At 63.4% G+C, this 588-nt stretch carries 1 protein-coding gene; it reads right to left on the bottom strand.

What is annotated here, in order from left to right; genetic code table 11:
- The coding region (locus HU727_RS25515; RefSeq protein WP_275967718.1) for a calcium-binding protein at positions 1 to 588 on the bottom strand (588 nt) is incomplete at both ends.

Below are 588 nucleotides of genomic sequence, written 5' to 3'. Positions count from 1 at the left end.
CAGGCCGGCGGTGCCCAGCAGTACGCCGTCTTCGACGTTGGCCGAGAGGGTGTAGCTGACGTTGGCGCGGATCACGTCGCGGCCTTCACCGGCCGCTTCGATGACGGTGTCGTCCTGGCCATTGATGTAGTAAATGTCGTCACCGGCCCCGCCGATCAGGGTGTCGGTGCCACCCAGACCGTCGAGGACGTTGTTGCCGGCGTTGCCGGTCAGGGTGTTGCTCAAGGTATTGCCGCCGAAGTTGAGGTTGGCGGTGCCCAGCAGCACACCGTCTTCGACGTTGGCCGAGAGGGTGTAGCTGACGCTGGAGCGGATCACGTCATGGCCTTCACCGGCCAGCTCGATCACGGTGTCGCTGCGGTTCTCGACGACATAGACATCATCGCCTGCGCCGCCACTGAGTGTGTCGATGCCAGCCCCGCCGTCGAGGATGTTGTTGCCGGCATTACCGGTCAGGGTGTTGTTGAGCGCGTTGCCGGTACCGTTCAGGTTGGCGCTGCCCAAGAGGGTGAGGTTCTCCAGGTTAGCGCTCATCGCCCAACTGACGGTCGACTGGACAGTATCGATTCCGCTGTTGGCGGAGTCGGT

This window comes from Pseudomonas khorasanensis (genome assembly GCF_014268505.2).
Taxonomy (GTDB): domain Bacteria; phylum Pseudomonadota; class Gammaproteobacteria; order Pseudomonadales; family Pseudomonadaceae; genus Aquipseudomonas; species Aquipseudomonas khorasanensis.
This window is presented reverse-complemented; position numbering and strand designations above follow the sequence as displayed.